Annotated in this window: 13 protein-coding genes and 1 pseudogene; 12 read left to right on the top strand and 2 right to left on the bottom strand. The window is 63.7% G+C overall.

Annotated features, from left to right (window positions below; genetic code table 11):
• Genes ACO07W_RS12700 through ACO07W_RS12715 form a run of 4 tightly spaced genes read left to right on the top strand, consistent with a single transcriptional unit; the run spans window position 1 to window position 4,287 of the window.
• Window positions 1-927 carry an ABC transporter permease gene (locus tag ACO07W_RS12700; RefSeq protein ID WP_421843638.1) on the top strand — a complete coding sequence of 309 codons (927 nt, stop codon included), beginning with the start codon at window positions 1-3 and terminating at the stop codon, window positions 925-927.
• Window positions 920-1,783, top strand: a complete 864-nt coding sequence (locus tag ACO07W_RS12705; RefSeq protein ID WP_421843640.1) for an ABC transporter permease — start codon at window positions 920-922, stop codon at window positions 1,781-1,783. Before ACO07W_RS12700 ends, ACO07W_RS12705 begins: the two co-directional genes overlap by 8 nt.
• 48 nt (window positions 1,784-1,831) lie before the next feature.
• Window positions 1,832-3,505 carry a dipeptide ABC transporter ATP-binding protein gene (locus tag ACO07W_RS12710; RefSeq protein ID WP_421843642.1) on the top strand — a complete coding sequence of 558 codons (1,674 nt, stop codon included), beginning with the start codon at window positions 1,832-1,834 and terminating at the stop codon, window positions 3,503-3,505.
• 11 nt (window positions 3,506-3,516) lie between these two features.
• Window positions 3,517-4,287: an oxidoreductase gene (locus ACO07W_RS12715; protein WP_421843644.1), complete on the top strand. Its 771-nt coding sequence runs from the start codon at window positions 3,517-3,519 to the stop codon at window positions 4,285-4,287.
• 488 nt (window positions 4,288-4,775) lie between these two features.
• Here ACO07W_RS12715 and ACO07W_RS12720 read toward each other — a convergent pair whose 3' ends face one another.
• Window positions 4,776-5,633 carry an HAD-IB family hydrolase gene (locus ACO07W_RS12720; protein ID WP_421843646.1) on the bottom strand — a complete coding sequence of 286 codons (858 nt, stop codon included), beginning with the start codon at window positions 5,631-5,633 and terminating at the stop codon, window positions 4,776-4,778.
• Window positions 5,634-6,123: 490 nt separating this feature from the next.
• Between ACO07W_RS12720 and ssd the strand changes: the two genes are divergently transcribed.
• The 8 genes and pseudogenes from ssd (at window position 6,124) to ACO07W_RS12760 (ending at window position 13,162) form a co-directional block, all read left to right on the top strand.
• Entirely contained in the window at window positions 6,124-7,185 is a 1,062-nt protein-coding gene (gene ssd, locus ACO07W_RS12725; RefSeq protein ID WP_421845969.1) for a septum site-determining protein Ssd, read from the top strand.
• A complete protein-coding gene (locus tag ACO07W_RS12730; RefSeq protein WP_421843648.1) occupies window positions 7,182-8,348 on the top strand; it encodes a TadA family conjugal transfer-associated ATPase in 1,167 nt (388 codons plus the stop codon). Before ssd ends, ACO07W_RS12730 begins: the two co-directional genes overlap by 4 nt.
• On the top strand, window positions 8,345-9,148 hold the full coding sequence (locus ACO07W_RS12735; RefSeq protein ID WP_421843650.1) for a type II secretion system F family protein: 804 nt from the start codon (window positions 8,345-8,347) through the stop codon (window positions 9,146-9,148). Before ACO07W_RS12730 ends, ACO07W_RS12735 begins: the two co-directional genes overlap by 4 nt.
• A gap of 72 nt (window positions 9,149-9,220) precedes the next feature.
• Window positions 9,221-9,823, top strand: coding sequence for a type II secretion system F family protein (locus ACO07W_RS12740; RefSeq protein WP_421843652.1), 603 nt, complete (start codon window positions 9,221-9,223; stop codon window positions 9,821-9,823).
• Window positions 9,824-9,962: 139 nt separating this feature from the next.
• Complete coding sequence (locus ACO07W_RS12745) at window positions 9,963-10,109, top strand: hypothetical protein (RefSeq protein ID WP_421843654.1); 147 nt, start codon at window positions 9,963-9,965, stop codon at window positions 10,107-10,109.
• Window positions 10,106-11,290, top strand: coding sequence for a recombinase family protein (locus ACO07W_RS12750; protein WP_421843656.1), 1,185 nt, complete (start codon window positions 10,106-10,108; stop codon window positions 11,288-11,290). The genes ACO07W_RS12745 and ACO07W_RS12750 overlap by 4 nt, the downstream gene beginning before the upstream one ends.
• 102 nt (window positions 11,291-11,392) lie before the next feature.
• Window positions 11,393-12,667: pseudogene (locus ACO07W_RS12755) on the top strand (IS256 family transposase).
• A gap of 291 nt (window positions 12,668-12,958) precedes the next feature.
• A complete protein-coding gene (locus tag ACO07W_RS12760) occupies window positions 12,959-13,162 on the top strand; it encodes a hypothetical protein (RefSeq protein ID WP_421843658.1) in 204 nt (67 codons plus the stop codon).
• Window positions 13,163-13,684: 522 nt separating this feature from the next.
• Here the strand turns inward: ACO07W_RS12760 and ACO07W_RS12765 are convergent.
• Complete coding sequence (locus tag ACO07W_RS12765) at window positions 13,685-14,401, bottom strand: hypothetical protein (protein WP_421843660.1); 717 nt, start codon at window positions 14,399-14,401, stop codon at window positions 13,685-13,687.
• Window positions 14,402-14,403: the final 2 nt, after the last annotated feature.

Genomic DNA, 14,403 nt, shown 5'->3' on the forward strand with positions numbered 1-14,403 from the left:
GTGGGCTGGTACGTCGTGCGTCGGGTCGCTGTCATGGTGCCGGTTTTTCTCGGCGCCACGCTGCTGATCTACGGCATGGTATTCCTGCTGCCCGGTGACCCGCTGGCCGCGCTGGCCGGCGACCGGCCGCTGACTCCCGCGGTGGCCGCCCAACTGCGTTCCCGCTACCACCTCGACGACCCGTTCATGGTCCAATATTTGCGCTATCTGGGGGGCATCGTGCGCGGCGATCTGGGCCGCGCCTATTCGGGGCTTCCGGTCAAGGCGGTTCTGGCGCACGCATTCCCGGTAACCCTGCGGCTGGCACTAATCGCGCTGGTAGTGGAAGCGGTGTTGGGAATCGGGTTCGGCGTGATCGCCGGATTGCGGCAGGGAGGGATTTTTGACGCCACGGTGTTGGTCACCGGGCTGATCATTATCGCGATCCCCATCTTCGTGCTCGGTTTCCTGGCGCAGTTCTTGTTCGGGGTTCGGCTGGGAATTGTGCCGGTCACCGTCGGCGGACGGGCGACGTTCGATCGCTTGCTGTTACCTGGGATCGTCCTGGGCGCTGTGTCCTTCGCCTACGTGGTGCGGCTGACTCGTTCTGCGGTGGCCGCAAATGCGCATGCCGACTACGTGCGGACCGCTACGGCCAAAGGGCTGTCACGGCCCAGGGTGGTCACGGTGCATATTCTGCGGAACTCGCTGATCCCAGTGGTGACTTTTTTGGGAGCAGATCTGGGTGCGTTGATGGGCGGCGCCATTGTGACCGAAGGAATTTTCAACATCCACGGCGTCGGCGGGGTTTTGTATCAGGCGGTCACCCGCCAGGAAGCACCGACGGTGGTGTCGATCGTGACGGTGCTGGTGTTGGTCTATTTGATTGCGAATCTCTTGGTGGACCTGCTGTACGCAGCGTTGGATCCGAGGATCCGGTATGGCTGAGTCGAGCGGGTTCTGGCACGTTACCTGGCGCGGGCTGCGGCGCCGTCCAAAGTTTGTTATTGCGGCCTCGTTGATCGCGCTGATTCTTGTCGTCGTGGCGTTTCCGGCGTTGTTCACCGGAGTCGATCCGAAGTACGCCGACCCCAGCCAGAGTCTGCTGAGTCCGTCGGCCGCACATTGGTTCGGCACTGATCTGCAGGGCCACGACATCTATGCGCGCACGGTCTACGGGGCGCGTGCTTCGGTCACTGTCGGGTTGGGAGCCACACTGGCGGTGTTCGTTATCGGTGGGACTTTGGGCGCGCTGGCTGGTTTCTACGGCGGATGGGTCGATGCTGTGATTTCGCGCATCAGCGATGTGTTCTTCGGATTGCCGTTGCTGTTGGCCGCTATCGTGCTTATGCAAGTTATGCACCATCGCACGGTATGGACGGTAATCGCGATTCTATCGCTTTTCGGCTGGCCGCAAGTCACTCGGATCGCTCGCGGTGCGGTGCTGGAGGTTCGCCAAAGCGATTACGTTCTTGCTGCTAAAGCTCTGGGGCTAAGTAGGTTTCAAATTCTGATCCGACATGCGGTGCCTAACGCCGTGGGGCCGGTGATCGCGGTGGCAACGATTGCCCTCGGTGCCTTTGTCGTCGCTGAGGCGACGCTTTCCTACCTGGGGGTCGGGCTTCCGGCATCGGTGGTGTCCTGGGGCGGCGACATTAGCGTTGCGCAGACGCGACTGCGTTCGGGCTCGCCCATATTGTTCTATCCCGCTGGTGCGTTAGCGATTACAGTGCTGGCCTTCATGATGATGGGCGACGCATTGCGCGATGCCCTGGATCCGGCTTCACGGGCACTGCGCGCATGAGTCGTACCGGCGAGATGCAGAGCGAACCGATGAGGGCAGGCTGCGTCTGTGAGTGGTGATGCGGCGCCGCTGCTGTCGGTTGAGGGGCTAAAAGTCTGCTTCGGCGAAGATGTTCACGCGGTTCGCGGGGTAGACCTGACGGTTCGTCGCGGGCAAACCGTTGCGGTTGTCGGCGAATCGGGATCGGGGAAATCTACGGTCGCGGCCGCGGTTCTGGGGCTACTTCCACGCGGTGGACGAATTACCGCTGGGCGCATCATGTTTGATGGACTCAACATTGCATCTGCGGACCGGCGGCTGCTCCGGTCGATCCGAGGTCGTGACATCGGCTACGTGCCCCAAGATCCAATGACAAACCTGAACCCGGTTTGGAAGATTGGCTTTCAAATCCGGGAAGCGCTGCGTGCTAACACTGATGGTCGCGAAGCGCGGCGGCGAGCCGTGGAGTTGCTCGCCGAGGTCGGCATGCCCGATCCGGGTAAGCAGGCGGGGCGGTATCCGCACCAGTTGTCGGGTGGCATGTGTCAGCGCGCGCTTATCGCCATCGGACTGGCGGGTCGGCCGCGTCTGCTGATCGCCGACGAGCCGACGTCTGCGTTGGATGTCACGGTGCAGCGGCAGGTGCTGGACCATTTGCAGCGCCTTACCAAGGAATTGGGCACCGCGTTGCTGCTGATCACCCACGATTTGGCGCTGGCGGCCGAGCGGGCCGAGTCGGTGGCCGTTATCTATCGCGGCATGGTGGTGGAGTCCGGTGCGGCGCAATCGATTCTGAGCAACCCGCAACACGACTACACGCGCGAGCTGGTGGCTGCTGCTCCATCGTCGGCCGCGCGCGACAACAGTTCGGGCCGAATTCGGTTGCAGGTGGCTAGTGGAGCAGCGGAACAGGCGGGCAGGCGCGCACCTGGGCGGGACGACATTCTGGTGGCGTCGGAGCTGACCAAGAGCTACCGGGAGTCGCGCGGCGCACCCTGGCGGCGCGCGGAGTTTCGGGCCGTCGAGGAGGTATCTTTTCGGCTCCGACGTGCCAGCACCCTAGCCATCGTCGGCGAATCGGGTTCTGGGAAGTCGACGGTCGCGAAGATGGTGTTGGGTTTGTTGCAGCCGACCTCGGGCACGGTGGTCTTCGGCGGAGAGAAGGTCCAAGCCGGTACTGCCAAACTAGACCGGGATGCAGCGCTGGCTTTTCGTCGTCGGGTGCAGCCGGTATTCCAGAATCCTTACAGCAGTCTGGATCCCATGTACTCGGTGTTTCGGGCCATTGAGGAACCATTGCGTATCCACCGGGTTGGTGACCGGGGGCAGCGCCGCCGAGCGGTGCATGAGCTCGTCGAGCAGGTAGCGCTGCCGTCGTCGGTGCTGGGCCGGCTGCCTCGGGAGCTATCCGGTGGTCAACGGCAGCGGGTCGCCATCGCTCGGGCCCTGGCGCTGCGGCCGGAGTTGCTGGTGTGCGACGAGGCCGTCTCTGCGCTCGACGTCTTGGTTCAGGCACAGATTCTGGCTCTGTTGGCCGATCTGCAGGCCCAGCTGGGCTTGACCTACTTGTTCATCAGCCATGATTTGGCGGTGATCCGACAGATCGCCGACGACGTGTTGGTGATGAGTGCCGGCCGAGTGGTGGAGTATGCGCCCACCGAGGAGGTGTTCACCAGGCCCAGTCACCCGTACACGCGCGAGTTACTCGAGGCCATTCCTGGGGCGCCGGGTGCTCCCCGATAGGTTGGCAACCTGTGACGATCGACCCGCTGGCACCGCTGATGGACCTTCCTGGTGTCGCCGCCGCTAGCGAACAGGCACGTGACGCGCTGGGCCGGGCGCACCGTCATCGGGCGAACCTGCGGGGCTGGCCCCTGACGGCGGCCGAGGCGGCGCTGCGGGGGGCGCGGGCTTCGTCAGTGCTCGACGGCGGTCCCGTCCGACTGGATGACTTGGCCGAAAGCGTATCGGGAAACCAAGGGGTCAGCGATCCCGTGTTCGGCGGAGCGTTGCGGGTGGCGCAAGCGTTGGAAGGTGGCGCAGGCCCTTTGGTTGGGGTATGGCAGCGAGCGCCGTTGCAGGCGCTGGCTCGGTTGCATATGTTGGCGGCAGCCGAGCAGGTCGATGAAGATCGGCTTGGCAGGCCGCGGCGAGACAGCGAAGTTGGGCCGCGACTGGAGTTGCTCGCCGATGTGGTCGCCTCGCCCACCCAGGCATCAGCTCCGGTGGTTGCCGCGGTCGCCCACGGAGAGCTGCTGACGTTGAAGCCGTTTGGTAGTGCAGACGGTGTGGTGGCTCGCGCAGTGTCGCGATTGGTCAGTATCGCCACCGGGCTCGATCCGCACGGCCTTGGTGTGCCTGAGGTGAGGTGGATGCGTCAGCCCGGGAATTACCGCGACGCGGCGTGCGGCTTCGCCGAGGGCACCCCAGACGGTGTGGCCGGCTGGCTGGTGTTGTGCTGCCGGGCGATGCAGGCCGGAGCGCAAGAGGCGTTGTCAATTGCGGATTCCCTGTCGGGCCGGTAGCTAGCTGCTCAAAACACAACCCGGAAAAGGTGGAGAAATAAACATAAAGCGGGCGGTGATCCGATGTCATCGAATCGCCGCCCGCCAGCACGGTTCACGGTTACCAAGCGTGCATTTATTGGGGTTGCGTGGGTGGCCTCGGCGACTTTGCGACACTTCGGGCTGCGGACCCCACCCAAAGGGCCGCTAACGCCTTCTGAAATTCGCAACTACGCAGGCCCGCAACACTTCTGCCATTATCGCGGCTATGACTCCGCGTGGGTGCCGGGAACCGTGCTGGTTGCTCGGGTCGGGAGATCGAGCCTTCTCTTCCGAATCGATCTAGGCCTCGCCGAGCTTCCGTGATTCCTTTGTACTACTAGACCCTCGGCGCAGCAAGGCCTAATTGTGCGAAAGTTGGCAAGGGTTTGGCAAGAGTATGGCATCACGCCCGTTGCGGGTTTGCTGCGTGGGGCGCTGGCGTCGCTAGGCCCGGCGTGGGCCGAAGGCTAGAACGCGAAACGGCGCAGCAAGGAGTAGGTGACAGCCCCAGCGGCCGCCGCAGTAACTCCCACGGCGGCGGTGGTGGCGATCGCCGCACCCGACGGTGCTGGGATTCGATCGCGCAGGGACACTGGTTTTGAGAACGACAGCACCGGCCAACCGCGTTCGATGGCTTCTCTGCGTAATCCGCGATCAGGGTTGACCACCGAGGGGTGGCCAACCGTCTCGAGCATTGGCAGATCGGTGATCGAGTCGGAATAGGCGTAGCAGTGTTCCAGCGGGTAGCCCTCGCGGGCGGCAAGCTCATGTATCGCTTGCACCTTGCCTTCGCCGTAACAGTAAAACGCGACGTCGCCCGTGTACTTGCCGTCCTTGGTGACCATTCGGGTTGCCATCGCGTGTGTGGCGCCGAGCGCACGCGCGATAGGGCCGACGATCTCCTCGCCCGATGCCGAGACAACCACGACGTCACGGCCGCACAGTTTGTGGCCGGCGATCAGGTCGGCCGCTTCTGCGAACACCAGGGGGGTCACGATATCGTGCAGTGTTTCGTTGACGATTGACCGCACCTGCGCCACATCCCAACCGGTGCACATGTTCGTCACGTGGGTGCGCATCCGGTCCACTTGATCGTGGTCGGCGCCGGAGAGCAAAAAGATGAACTGGGCGTAGCTGGATTTCAGGACGGCACGGCGATTCAGTAGTCCCTGAGCGAAGAAGGGTTTGCTGAAGGCCAGAGTGCTCGACTTGGCGATGATGGTCTTGTCGAGGTCAAAGAAAGCGGCGGTTCGGGCCCGGGAGCCGGCGGCTGCCGTCGTGTCCGGTGACATTTGCTGCTGGGCGGCCGAGTCGAAGACGGTCACCGGCTCAGCATAGGCCGGCGGCGAGACGAGGCCGCGACCCCGCTCCGACAATTGCGTCGATGCTGTCGACTAGTTGAGGTCATTTACGGGGCTCAAGCTGTACTTTCCGTTGTAGGCAGCACTTGCGTGAATCAGCACTGTCATGTGTATAGTATGCATACTCGGCCGTGAGCTGAGGGTGTATCAGCCCGACCCCCCGGGGCTGATACACGACGACCCTCGCCTCCTCCCCCCCTGGCGGGGGTCGTCCCTTTTGTTGGGCAGTTTTTTCTCTCCCGCCGGACGCATTTTTTCGCTTTCCCGGCATTGCCCGATCGTGTTGCCCACGCTCGACTATGCGGGCAGCCAACGCGGTTGTACACAGTTGTCGTCTCATTCACAAATCTGTCTTTTGGCCTGGTGCGACGCAGCCGCGGTCCAGCACGGTAAGCGAGTGACGAACCTCGGTGGCTCTTCCCACACCGGCCCGGCAGGCGCGGGGGTGTTGGCAATACTGGCGGATCCTGAGTTGCGCGACGAGGTGGACCGTGTCGCCGCTGCCGCCGGGGTGCCGGTGTTTCACCACCGCCGCAAACCGGTGTCCAGGAAGACGTGGTCAGCGGCTGCGGCTGTCATGCTTGACGAGGAAAGTGCAGATCGGTGCGGTCAGGCTGGGCTGCCGCGGCGCGCGCATGTGAGCGTGCTGACCGGTACCGAGGCTGAGACAGCCACCTGGGTCGCCGCCATTGCGGTCGGCGCCCAGCGGGTGTTGAGGATTCCCGAGCAAGAGCGCGAACTCATCCGCGAACTCGCCGAAGCCGCGGAGTCGGCACGAGATGACAGGCTGTGCGGCAGGGTGGTTGCGGTCATCGGGGGTCGCGGCGGGGCCGGGGCTTCGTTGTTCGCGGTGGCGTTGGCGCAGGCCGCCACCCACGCGTTGCTTGTCGACCTCGATCCATGGGGTGGTGGCCTCGACTTGCTGGCAGGTAGCGAGACCTCACCCGGCTTGCGCTGGCCCGACCTGGCTATCCGGGGTGGGAGGCTGACTTGGTCCGCGGTGCGCGAAGCCTTGCCAAGACGCGGAGGCGTCAGCTTGCTTTCTGGTACCAGGCGGGCCCACGAGCTAGACGCCGCCGCTGTGGACGCCGTCGTCGATGCCGGCCGCCGAGGGGGTGTGACCGTCGTGTGCGACCTTCCTCGTTCTCTAACGGATGCCTCCCAGGCTGCCTTGGCTTGCGCTGATCTTGTTGTCGTGGTCAGCCCTTGCGACGTGCGCGCATGTGCGGCGACGGCCACGATGGTGCCGTTGCTGGCGGCGAATAATCCCAACCTAGGGTTGGTCGTACGTGGACCATCACCCGGCGGGCTGCGGGCATCCGACATCGCCGATATCGCCGGCGTAGCGCTACTGGCGGCGGTGAAAGCCCAACCGCGGCTTGCTGAGCAGCTAGAGCGCGGCGGCCTGCGATTGCGACGCCGATCCGCATTGATAGTGGCAGCGCACCGGGTTCTTGGCGTACTGCCGGGTGCGGGTACGGCGTCGCATTCAGCGCAGCGTGGTGAGGCCGCGTGAGTAACTCACTCATCGAGCGTGTCCGCGAGCGGCTCGCCACCGAAAACGCGCCACTGCGTCCCAACGTCGTGGCCGCAGCGATCCGCGCTGAGTCTGGTGGGATCCTCGGTGATACTGAGGTTCTCGCCAAACTCAGAGTCTTGCAAACCGAACTGACGGGTGCGGGCATCCTCGAACCGTTGCTGTGCTCCGAAGGCACCACCGACGTTCTTGTCACCGCACCCGATGCGGTCTGGGTCGACGACGGAAACGGCTTGCAACGCAGTGAGATTCGGTTTGCCGATGAGGCGGCGGTGCGACGATTGGCGCAACGGCTGGCATTGGCCGCCGGTCGCCGTCTTGACGATGCCCAGCCATGGGTGGACGGACAGCTGGCCGGGATCGGCGCCGCGGGGTTTGGGGTGCGACTGCACGCCGTCCTACCGCCAGTTGCGGCCGAAGGCACATGCTTGTCGTTGCGGGTATTGCGACCGGCGACCCAGGATCTTGCCGCTCTGGCGGTCGCTGGCGCGATCGCGCCTCAGGCCGCAGAACTCGTCGATTACATCATCGCGGCGCGACAGGCGTTCCTAGTGTGTGGCGGCACGGGCGCTGGGAAGACCACTCTGTTGGCGGCGATGTTGGGCGCGGTTTCGCAGGCTGAGCGAATTGTGTGTGTTGAGGATGCGGCTGAACTGGCACCTCGGCATCCGCACCTGGTCAAGCTGGTTGCACGCTGCGCGAATGTCGAAGGTGCCGGTGAGGTGACGGTGCGCCAACTCGTACGGCAGGCGCTGCGGATGCGGCCCGACCGGATCGTCATCGGCGAGGTGAGGGGCCCTGAAGTGGTGGATCTACTAGCGGCGCTGAATACCGGACATGACGGTGGTGCGGGCACAGTGCACGCCAACAATCCGGCTGAGGTTCCCGCCCGGCTGGAGGCATTGGGCGCGCTCGGCGGCCTGGATCGCGCGGCGCTGCACAGTCAGCTTGCCGCTGCGGTCCAGGTGTTGCTGCATGTTGGGAGGGATCGAGAGGGTCGGCGCCGGCTCGGCGAGATTGCGGTACTACGCCAAACCGATAGCGGGCGAGTTCATGCCGTCACGGCGTGGCACGCAGACCACGGGATGACCAGCCATGGCGGCGAACTGCGCCGTGTGCTGCGTAGCCGGCTAGCAGCATGAACGGCGTTGCGCCCACCGCGATGCTGCTATCGCTTGCAGTCGCGGTATCGCCAGCTTCACCGCGCAGTCGGCTCACTCAACTCCGACGAACCCGCGGACGAATATCCGTGAACGGGGGCAGGTGGGTTGGTTGCGCGTGTGTGTTAGGTGCCGCCAGCGCCGTTGTGCTCTTGCCGTCAACAACTCTGATCGCTGTCGCGATCGTGGGCTTGACGGCAAGCGTCCGCTATCGGCGCAGCCGCCGCAGACGGCGCGGCGCGGACGAGAGCCACGCATTGGAGACCGCTTTGGACGTATTGGTCGGTGAACTGCGCGTAGGCGCTCATCCGGTGCGTGCGTTCAGCGTCGCGGCCGACGAGACCCAGGGCCCGGTCGCTGCATCCCTGCGGGCCGTCGCGGCACGCGCACGATTGGGCGCTGACGTCACGGCTGGTCTGTATGCGGCGGCCCGATCGTCTGCGCGGCCTGGACACTGGGATCGACTTGCCGTGAGCTGGCAGCTCGCCGCCGACCACGGACTGGCCATAGCCACCTTGATGAGTGCGGCTCACAGCGATATTGCGGAGCGGCAAAGGTTCTCGGCGCGGGTGGCATCGGGCATGGCCGGGGCGCGCGCCACGGCGATGGTCCTGGCCGTACTACCGCTACTTGGGGTGCTCATGGGACAACTGATCGGAGCTCGACCGCTGTTTTTCCTGTTCAAGGCGAATGCCGGCGGATGGCTACTAGTGCTCGGGGTGACATTGATCTGCGCCGGCCTGCTGTGGGCGGACCGGATTACCGATGGGTTGGCCGCATGAGCCTCGAAGGCGACCGCTGATGTGCATGGCAGATGTCAACCAGCGAGCTCAGTTGCAGGCCGGTATCTGGTCATGAGCGCAGCAGCGGTGTTGCTGGCAGTGGCATTGTGGGTGAGCGGCGGCCCGTCGGTCGTGCGGGCTCGTGCCGGGAGGCCTGCCCGTCCCTGCTGGCGGTCGCAGACGCTGCCGATAGGCCAGCCGCACGGGAGGGATCCGCTGCGGGTTGCGTCTAGCTTGGACGTGCTGGCGGTGTGCCTTTCGTCGGGCATGGCAGTGTCGACCGCCGCAGCCGCAGCCGCTCCGTCTGCGCCGCCGCAGTTGGCGCGGGTGCTGCGTAGGGGAGCGGATCTGCTCGCATTGGGCGCCGACCCCAACGCCGCTTGGTCGGCCCCACCGGATTTGCCGGCGGGCTTGGTCGATGCGCAGGTCGACGCATTGCTGCGGCTGGCACGGCGTTCGGCGTCCTCGGGTGCGGCGCTCGCTGATGGTGTCGTCGAACTGGCCGTTCAATCTCGCCGGGACGCTGCGCACGCGGCCGCCGCAGCCGCCGAGCGCGCTGGCGTGCTGATCGCTGGTCCGCTCGGACTGTGTTTTCTGCCCGCGTTCATCTCTCTGGGCATTGTTCCGGTGGTGGCCGGGTTGGCCGGCGATGTGCTGCGTTCGGGCCTGCTGTGACCGAAGACCAAAGACCAACACAGAAAGGACGAATCAGTGATCTCAATATTCCGTGTGTTCGTAGCTCGCATGACGTTGCTGTCGGTCGACGAGGCGGGTATGTCCACCGTCGAGTACTCAACTGTGTAACTTTACACCCATGGTCCCGTTAGTCATTTCCGAAAAGCTCAGCACCGCATTCGCGCGTTGGGATGGTCGCGGACCGACCGATGGCGACATGCTAATGCCGGGCGGCGAGATGGGCTTAGCCGTCATGGCCACCCTGACTTGGGACGCGCAGCCGTGACTTCCCCGCAGCGGGCCCTGATCGTAATCCGACTCTCCCGAGTGACCGACGCGACGACCTCGCCCGAGCGTCAGCTACAGACTTGCCGCGAGCTATGCGTTCAGCGCGACTACGAGGTCGTCGGCGTGGCCAAGGATCTGGACGTGTCAGGAGCAGTCAACCCGTTCGACCGCAAAAGCCGACCGGACCTCGCTCGCTGGCTGTCAGGAGAAGAGGAACACTTCGATGCCGTCGTCACCTATCGCGTAGACCGGCTCACTCGGTCCATCCGTTACCTCCAGACGCTGGTTAGTTGGGCAGAGAGCCACGGCAAGCTAGTTATTTCCGCGACAGAGCAGCACTTCGATATGACTTCGCCGTGGTCAGCTGTGCTGATTGCTCTACTCGGCACCGTGGCCGAAATGGAGCTTGAGGCCATTCGGGATCGAAACTCTTCAGCGTTCCGGCATAATTACAAAGCCGGAAAGTATCGAGGAGGGGTGCCGCCGTGGGGGTATCTTCCCGACAACTCGACAGGCGAGTGGCGACTTGTCCAGGACCCGGAACAGGTTCAGATAGTCAACGAAGTAGCGGCCCGTGTGCTGGACGGCGAGCCGCTTAGGGCTATCGCTCATGACCTGACCAGCCGAAGCGTTCCCACGCCGCGGGACCGATTCGCGATGCAACAGGGGCGAGAGGTCAAGGGCTATAAGTGGCACTCAGCGGGGCTGAAACGGTCTCTGACGAGTCAAACCGTTCTCGGGCACGCAGTGACCAGGGAGCCGTTGACAGACGATCAGGGGCGCATACAGCGAGATGCCAAGGGCAAGAAAGTATTCGGTTCCGAGACCGTGGTCCGCAACGATGACGGATCTCCGGTGGTTCGGGCCGACCCGATCCTGACTCGTGAGGTATTCGACAGGGTTGTAGTCGAACTAGCAGACCGGGAAAACCGCAAAGAACCGACGAAACGGTCATGCGGCCTACTTCTCCGGGTGATCTATTGCGAGGTGTGCGGAAAGCCTGCATACAGGCTTAAGGGTGGACCCGGCCGGTCGCCCCGGTACCGATGCGCTTCGGCTCAATACAAAGAGCCTTGCGGCAACGGCTCAGTTCAACTTGCCGATGCCGAGGAGTTCCTGACCGAGAATCTGCTAGACCTGCTCGGAGACTCAGAAGGTCGCGTCTCATCGCTGGTGTAAATGGTCACGGGCGTAGGTTCCGTCGCAACCGACGAAAGCTATGAAGGAGGGGCTACGCCCGTGACCAAGCGAGTATCGCCGATTGAGCGTGTGCGTGTTGAGATGGATCAGTTGTTCGCCGCGACCGAGCGGCCGTTGACCGAGATTTTGGAGGAGGTCGGGCGGTTATCGGTGCGTCTGGTGTTTCAGGTCGCCGTGGAGGCCGAGGTAGAAGCAGTGTTGGGCCGAGCCCGTCACCAGCGTCGGGTTCAGGACGGCCCGGGCGGGTACCGCAATGGGTATCAACCGCCGGCGACGGTGAAGACCACGATGGGCTCGGTCGAATTATGCCGCCCGAAACTACGCGACACCGACGAGCGGTTCTGTTCGCGGCTATTCGGTGCCGGGGTGACGCGCACCCACGCTCTGGAGGCGTTGGTGATTTCGGGATGGGTGCGCGGTTTGTCGGATCGCGACATCGAGGCCGCGTTGGCCGAGGTGCTGGGCTCGTAGGCGGCGTTGTCGCGCTCGACGGTGAGCCGGATTTGTGCGGCCATCAAAGACGAGTTCGCTGCGTGGTCGTCTCGACGCCTTGATGAGCTGGTGTTGGACTACCTGTTCTTGGATGCCTCGAACTTTCGGATGCATCCCAACGCCCCGGCCGAGCCGGTGCTGGCCGCCTGGGGCATCTGCACCGACGGCAAGCCCCTGTTTATTGGGCTGGCCCCAGCCGCAGCGGAGTCGGCTGATGCGTGGGCCGGCTTCTTGGCTGACCTGAGGAACCGGGGACTACGCCCGCCGCTACTGGGCATCTCCGACGGGGCGCCGGGCCTGATCGCCGCATGGGAGACCACGTTTCCGGCAAGCCTGCGTCAGCGGTGTCTGATCCATCGCTGCCGTAACGTCATCGCCAAGACACCTGTCGCGGTCCAGGACGAGATCAAAGCCGCGTTCTGGTCGATCTTCGATGACATTGACCAGCCACCCGGCCAGCAGGCCGTGGATGAAGCCACCCGCCGCGCCGAGGAGTTCACCACCACATACCGCGGGCTCTACCCAGCCGCGGTCGCTTGCCTGGCCAACGACTTCGCCTCGCTGAGCGTGCATTTGCGCTTCCCCCGCCAACACTGGACACGCATCCGCCATTCCAACCTCATCGAACGCACCTTCGGAGAATCCCGTCGCCGGGTCAAGGTCATCGGCCGCCTACCCGGCGAAACCAGCTGTCTGTCGCTGGTATGGGCCGTCCTCGACCGCGCCAGCCGCGGCTGGCGCGGAGTCACCCAAACATCAGCGACCAGCCGCCACCTCCAAGAACTACGCCACCAACTGCTCGAGCCACCCCGCCCACTGCATCCCCCCACCACAACAACCACGACCGACACCACCGCCGCGTAACATGACCACCAGGAACATGCGCCCAGCGTTTTTACACCAGTCCTAAGACGCCACCACTCAGAACGCCTTGCGCGCGTCTGGGATTCGGGCTCGGATCATTCAACCGAACTGGCTGAGGTCAACGCGAGGTTAGTCGACCTCACAAGTCAACTCGGCAGTGGCCCCTACCGTGCCGGCACACCTCAGCGCGCGGCGCTAAACCAACTGATCTCCAATCTTGCTGCTCGACAGTCTGAGCTGTCGGCAGAGACCGTGAAGCCGGCCGGTTGGACTTGGCGACCGACTGGCGAGATGTTCGCCGACTGGTGGAACAGCCAGGGCACCGAGGCGCGCAATATCTGGCTTCGGTCTATGGGTATCCGGCTGACGTTCGAGAACACGCATGGCGCTGTGGCTTGGCATGTGCAATACGGCTACATGGAACTGTTCGAAGAAAACCTGAAGTTGGGTAGATCCGCCGCCGAGGCGGTACGCCAACTCACGGCCGACAAGTAGAGCCTGCTCCTGGCGCGCGAAATTGCGCTTGCCCGTATGCATTGGGCTGAAGACCGAAACAGTCCGAGGCGCTTGACTATATGGCGGATAGTTATGGCGGCGATACCATCGAAGGCTTGTCCAAGAGGATCTGAGGGAGTCATTGGACTAACCTGGAAGTGGATCAAACAGGAATGCAGTGCAATAGTCCGGAGGCGAGGTGGCCATGAGGCTAGCTAGACCGACGACCACCCCGCCTAACCAGGTCGTTGTTCTGAGCGCACTTGGCAGGTGTGCCAGCGCAACTTCCTGACCCGAGAAGCCAGGGTAACCCGCGTGGATCGCGGAGCCCTGGCTCCTCGCCGTGGGTAGTACTTTACCGGCGGTTGTAGCTTCTCCCGTGCAGTAATTCGGCCGGTGGCCAGGACCGGGTTCGCTCGCGAGAACTAGACAACCGTTCAGTGACATAAGCGAAGCCCAAGGCTGTGGGGGCCACGAGCTTTCCGCATATCTGATCAGCAGTTGGGGCAGCCCCGCTTGATCTCAAGTTTCCCCCAGGGAGTCCAGCCACTTGATAACCAGATTGCTGATGTAACTGCGGCCCTGCTCGATTGTCATCGTTTGTTTCGGGGATGCACCACGTGTCCGTGCGTGTCTGGCGGCAGATCCGCTGACGTCAGGACGGTTGGCAGACGCCCGAAACGCCGAATCGGTCTCCCTGTTCGCCCAACGGCGGCTAACGATGTCCTGCGGACGGATTGCGTGACTAACGATCTCGCGAATCTTGTAGAGATCGTGCCAGTCGAGCGGTTCGGGACGCCCCGTGATACGCAATACTTCTGCGACGTCAGGGTTCCATGCGGCAAGTGCCAGGCGCCTCGGCCAGGGTGGTGGCGGATCTGGAGCGACGGCGCCATCCGGTTTTGTGACGGTTAACTCGACCGTAGCGTTTACGCGTATGTTTGCTGGTTTTGGCGTGATCACGATGTATTGCGATTCACCATCCGTGTATTCTCCGCTCAACATCACCGGCCGATAGCTTGCGTTCGACGTCCGGGCAAGTCCGTTGAGCAGCAAGACGAGATTTCCAGCGGTCTCGTGGAACGTCTTACCTGGCGGCGGATTGTCTAGCTCTGCGGCCCTGAGGCAATACTTGCCTTCGCCAGCTCCATGGATCACGCGCACGTCGCCCTCGGTAAACAATTCGGCTAGGTGTCGCAGGTCGTGCTCATCACCGTCTAGCCATGCTTGGATCGTCATCG

The organism is Mycobacterium sp. (assembly GCF_965230835.1).
GTDB lineage: Bacteria > Actinomycetota > Actinomycetes > Mycobacteriales > Mycobacteriaceae > Mycobacterium.

Bases quoted from the DNA above. Each gene is read 5' to 3' on its own strand.
- ACO07W_RS12705 (WP_421843640.1), top strand. From the start codon at position 920: ATGGCTGAGTCGAGCGGGTTCTGGCACGTTACCTGGCGCGGGCTGCGG.
- ACO07W_RS12735 (WP_421843650.1), top strand. From the start codon at position 8,345: ATGAACGGCGTTGCGCCCACCGCGATGCTGCTATCGCTTGCAGTCGCG.
- ACO07W_RS12740 (WP_421843652.1), top strand. From the start codon at position 9,221: ATGAGCGCAGCAGCGGTGTTGCTGGCAGTGGCATTGTGGGTGAGCGGC.
- ACO07W_RS12745 (WP_421843654.1), top strand. From the start codon at position 9,963: ATGGTCCCGTTAGTCATTTCCGAAAAGCTCAGCACCGCATTCGCGCGT.
- ACO07W_RS12760 (WP_421843658.1), top strand. From the start codon at position 12,959: ATGTTCGCCGACTGGTGGAACAGCCAGGGCACCGAGGCGCGCAATATC.
- ACO07W_RS12765 (WP_421843660.1), bottom strand. From the start codon at position 14,401: ATGACGATCCAAGCATGGCTAGACGGTGATGAGCACGACCTGCGACAC.